General features: G+C 56.5%; 4 protein-coding genes. 1 reads left to right on the plus strand and 3 read right to left on the minus strand.

What is annotated here, in order from left to right; all coding sequences use genetic code 11:
• Positions 1-1,721, minus strand: a 1,721-nt coding sequence (locus Q0510_RS08380) for a family 78 glycoside hydrolase catalytic domain (RefSeq protein WP_298710012.1), incomplete at its 3' end; no start/stop codon positions are given.
• Positions 1,722-1,847: 126 nt separating this feature from the next.
• On the opposite strand from Q0510_RS08380, the gene Q0510_RS08385 reads away from it, so the two are divergent.
• On the plus strand, positions 1,848-2,285 hold the full coding sequence (locus Q0510_RS08385; RefSeq protein ID WP_298710013.1) for a DUF2147 domain-containing protein: 438 nt from the start codon (positions 1,848-1,850) through the stop codon (positions 2,283-2,285).
• A 108-nt stretch (positions 2,286-2,393) separates the two neighbouring features.
• On the opposite strand, the gene Q0510_RS08390 is transcribed toward Q0510_RS08385, so the two are convergent.
• Both Q0510_RS08390 and Q0510_RS08395 read right to left on the minus strand, forming a co-directional pair.
• Positions 2,394-2,630: a hypothetical protein gene (locus tag Q0510_RS08390; RefSeq protein WP_298710015.1), complete on the minus strand. Its 237-nt coding sequence runs from the start codon at positions 2,628-2,630 to the stop codon at positions 2,394-2,396.
• An 11-nt stretch (positions 2,631-2,641) separates the two neighbouring features.
• On the minus strand, positions 2,642-3,066 hold a 425-nt coding region (locus Q0510_RS08395; RefSeq protein ID WP_298710017.1), incomplete at its 5' end, for a hypothetical protein.

Below are 3,066 nucleotides of genomic sequence, written 5' to 3' on the forward strand. Positions count from 1 at the left end.
TCGAGCATGCGGCGGTCGCCGTAGTTTTGGTAGAACTGCCAGGGGATGATGGTCACCACGTCGCCCCAGCCCGCCGAACCCGGCGAAGGAATGGATTTTACGTCGGGGATTACTACGGGGATATCGCCGTTGGGGCGCTGGTCAGCCGCCACGTCTTTCATCCATTTGGTGAAGAAGCTGGCCACGTTCATGTTGTACGATGCGGTATTGAAGAACACCTGCGCGTCGCCCGTCCAGCCGAGGCGCTCATCGCGCTGCGGGCAGTCGGTAGGCACATCCACGAAGTTGCCTTTCTGTCCCCATTGGATATTATGCTGCAGCTGGTTGATCAGCGGATGCGAGCAGGTGAAGCTGCCGGTTTCACCCATATCAGAATACACGGCTACGCCGGTAAACAGGCTGGTATCCAGCGGCTGGCGGATGCCCTTCACGCGGATATACCTAAAACCCTGGAAAGTGAACCGCGGCGCAAACGTTTCGGTGCCGCCGCCTTTCAGTACATACTTATTCTCCTGCCTGGCCGCGCGGAGGTTGGCGGTGTAGAAGTTGCCGTCTTTATCCAGCACTTCCGCGTGGTGGATGGTAACGGTATCGCCGGCATTGCCTTTCACTTTCAATTCTACCCAGCCTACCATGTTCTGGCCGAAATCCACCACCGCATCGCCTTGTGGCGTGGTGATGAATTTGATGGGCTTCAGTCTTTCTTTCTGACGAACGCCGGGGCCTTCCTGGGCCACGATGTTGTTTTTCGTGAGCGGCAGCACAGCGGCGGATTGCCAGCCGGCGTCATTGAAACCAGGACTTGCCCAGCCGTTCATTTCCATGCGCGCGTCCACGATTTCGCCGTTATAGATATCGGAGTAACGCACCGGGCCGGAGTCGGCGGTTTTCCAGGAGCCGTCGGAGGCGATGGTTTCTTTGGAACCATCGCGGTAGGTGACTTCCATCTGGAGCAGCAGCGCGGCGGTTTTGCCGTAGGTGTTGCGTTGGTTGAGGAATACGAGGTTGCCGCGGTACCAGCCGTCGCCCAGCGTGGCGCCGATCACGTTATTACCGTTCTGCAGCAGCGGCGTGACGTCGTACACCTGGTATTGGAGGCGTTTGTCGTAAGCGGTCCAGCCGGGCGTGAGGTGATCTTCCCCTACCCTTTTACCATTGATATGCGCTTCGTACAGGCCATGCGCCGTTACGAAGAGGCGGGCGCTTTGTACGGGTTTGGCGAGTTGGAAAGGTTTGCGGAAGATGGGGCTGGGACCGGGTTTACCGGTGGTATCGTTGGCCCGGCCGATCCATTGGGCCGACCAGTCGGACGGTTGCAGCAGTCCCATTTCCCAGGAGGCTACCTGGCTCCAGGGCGATGCCTTGCCGTTGCGGTCGTACACGCGCACCTGCCAGAACACGCGCTGGCGCGAGCTGAGAGCGCCGCCGCCGTAGGGGATGTGAAGCGATTCGCCGGAGTTCACCTTACCGCTTTGCCATCCGATTCCTTTTCCTTTCGCCAATGCGGCGGCGTTGGAACCGGTGCGCACTTCATAGGCGGATTGCATGAAATCGCGGCCGGAGGATTTGATCTGCCAGCTCATTCTCGGTTGCGCGGCGGCAACGCCGAGCGGCGAGGTCCGGTATTCGGTGGTGAGCTTTTCGGGCAGGAACGATTGCGCCTGCACGGAACAGGGCACCGCGGAGGCCATAACGTGGAATAGATAGGATCTTTTATGCATGTCGTAATCAGTTTTCAAGCGGTGCCGTCCAAAATATAATTTTCATCCGGAACCACTATCCTGCACTCACCTGCCTTTCCATTTTTTTCTTTAAATTACAAATACCGATCACCAAAACAAAGCACCATGAAAATATACATCGCGGCCCTCCTACTGCTGCTGGCCGTTCCCGGCGCGGCCATCGCCCAGGCAGACGCTGTCAACGGCGTGTGGCTCAACGAAGAGAAGGACGCGAAAGTGCAGGTTTACCGCAACGGCGATAAATTCTTCGGAAAGCTGATCTGGATGGCGCACCCATTGGAAGACGACGGCAAAACGCCCCGCCGTGATGCCAAAAACACCAATTCCGCTCTCCGCTCCCGCCCTTTGCTCAATCTTGTTATCCTGACCGGCTTTGCATATGATGCCGATGATAAGGAATGGGAAGACGGCAAGATCTACGACCCCAAGAGCGGCAAAACCTACAGCAGCAAAATGAAGCTTAAAGGCAATACGCTGGAAATCCGCGGATACGTAGGCGCTCCCATGTTCGGCCGCACCACTTCCTGGACGCGTTCGCAATAAAAAAAGACTGAACGGAATCCGTCCAGTCTTTTCCGCCAGCCTTTCGGCATGGCGACCGTACACGCTATGCGATGCGTTTGCCCGCAGGGGCGTTTCTAACCAAACCCATCAATCGTGCCCCTGCTGCTTTACGAGTTTATTATAAATCCCGAAAAGCAGGAATGGCGCGGCCCATTGTCCTACGAACAAACCCGCATGCTTCTTACCCATCAGCTGCAAAGCCAGCGAAATGCTCATGGCTCCCACGGAAGCCCATAAAAAAGTGTCGGATGGCAATTTCGCTGTCTGTTCTTCAATCATTTCCGCCACTTTACCTTCATCGTGGCTGTTTGTAAGCTTTCCCATATGAATATGTTTTAGTCGCTGTTTTTGTCTACGCTGAATTCATTGTTTTCTTCGTCTTCAGCGCCCATTTCCTGATCTTCGTCATCATCTTCCGCGCCGGGCACGTCGAGCTCGTCTTCGTTGAGCGGATCGCCGTCGTCGTCGGTATCGTCGGGCAGCGCGTTGCGGACGTTTTGCTCTTCTTCGTCGAGCGGATCGATATTGGCGGCGTCGTCGAGCAGTTGCCGTTCGGTATCGCTGACGTTGTCATCGCCTTCGAGATCCAGGTCTTCGTCGTCTTTATTCACTTCGTCCAGCAGGCCTTCACCTTCTTCGTCTGCGGAGGAAGCGGTGGTATCGGCCATTTCGCCGGCCGGGGGTACGTGGATATGTTCCTGCCCGGGAATGTCTTTCACTTCCGGGAGGTCCATGATAATTTCTTCGGAAGGCGGGAGCG

The sequence above is a fragment of the uncultured Chitinophaga sp. genome (genome assembly GCF_937874145.1).
Classification (GTDB): domain Bacteria; phylum Bacteroidota; class Bacteroidia; order Chitinophagales; family Chitinophagaceae; genus Chitinophaga.

Bases quoted from the DNA above. Each gene is read 5' to 3' on its own strand.
- Q0510_RS08390 (WP_298710015.1), bottom strand. From the start codon at position 2,630: ATGGGAAAGCTTACAAACAGCCACGATGAAGGTAAAGTGGCGGAAATG.
- Q0510_RS08385 (WP_298710013.1), top strand. From the start codon at position 1,848: ATGAAAATATACATCGCGGCCCTCCTACTGCTGCTGGCCGTTCCCGGC.